The organism is Vibrio sp. 704 (assembly GCF_033339295.1).
This window is the reverse complement of record NZ_JAWOUH010000521.1, coordinates 1-662: the sequence shown is the minus strand read 5'-3', so window position 1 is coordinate 662 and position 662 is coordinate 1. Positions and strand designations below refer to the sequence as shown.

Here is a 662-nt window from a genome sequence, read left to right as displayed (position 1 = left end):
GGTTGCACAAAACCAAGTACCAACCACACCAACATAAAACCAATGATGGATTTCGGCAGCGTTAAACCTAAATGAGGTAAACGGTAACCCAAAACCCACAAATAGCCGAGTAGCGCGTACACAACACCAGATAACCCGCCGAAGTTCGCACCTTCAACATAGAACTGGCCAGCACCAGAGAGTGCCGCAGATACCACAAAGATTTGCAGTAACTTGCCAGAACCAAGTCGACGTTCAATATCGCCACCAAGTTGCCACCACCACAACAAGTTAAAGATGATGTGTGTTACCGAGAAATGCAGCAATGCATGACTCACCCAACGCCACAATTGCCATTGCTGGCCTTCAAACGCGGGAAAGTGCAACAGAGCAAATACCCCATTTCCAAAGCCTAACATCTGCAAACCATAAATCACGGCGCATACGGTCATGATCAATAAGGTCACTGGACCGGCTTTGGCTTTGATCATTCCCATGATACTTGGGCTAGCGTAATGAAATTGGCTCTTACGAGTATCGGCAACGTCCCAGGAAGCGGCGCTGTATTTGCTAGCGGATGGATTCGCCAAAAATTGCTTCAGTTCGGCCTCTGCCTCAACTTCATGCTGGCTGTCCGTAAGCCAAAGTGCAAATTGTCCTTCACCTTCGGGCATCATCTCAAT

At 48.2% G+C, this 662-nt stretch carries 1 protein-coding gene; it reads right to left on the bottom strand.

From position 1 onward, the window contains the following. Positions 1–662, bottom strand: a 662-nt coding sequence (glpG, locus tag R7R24_RS27500) for a rhomboid family intramembrane serine protease GlpG (protein WP_318120239.1), incomplete at both ends; no start/stop codon positions are given.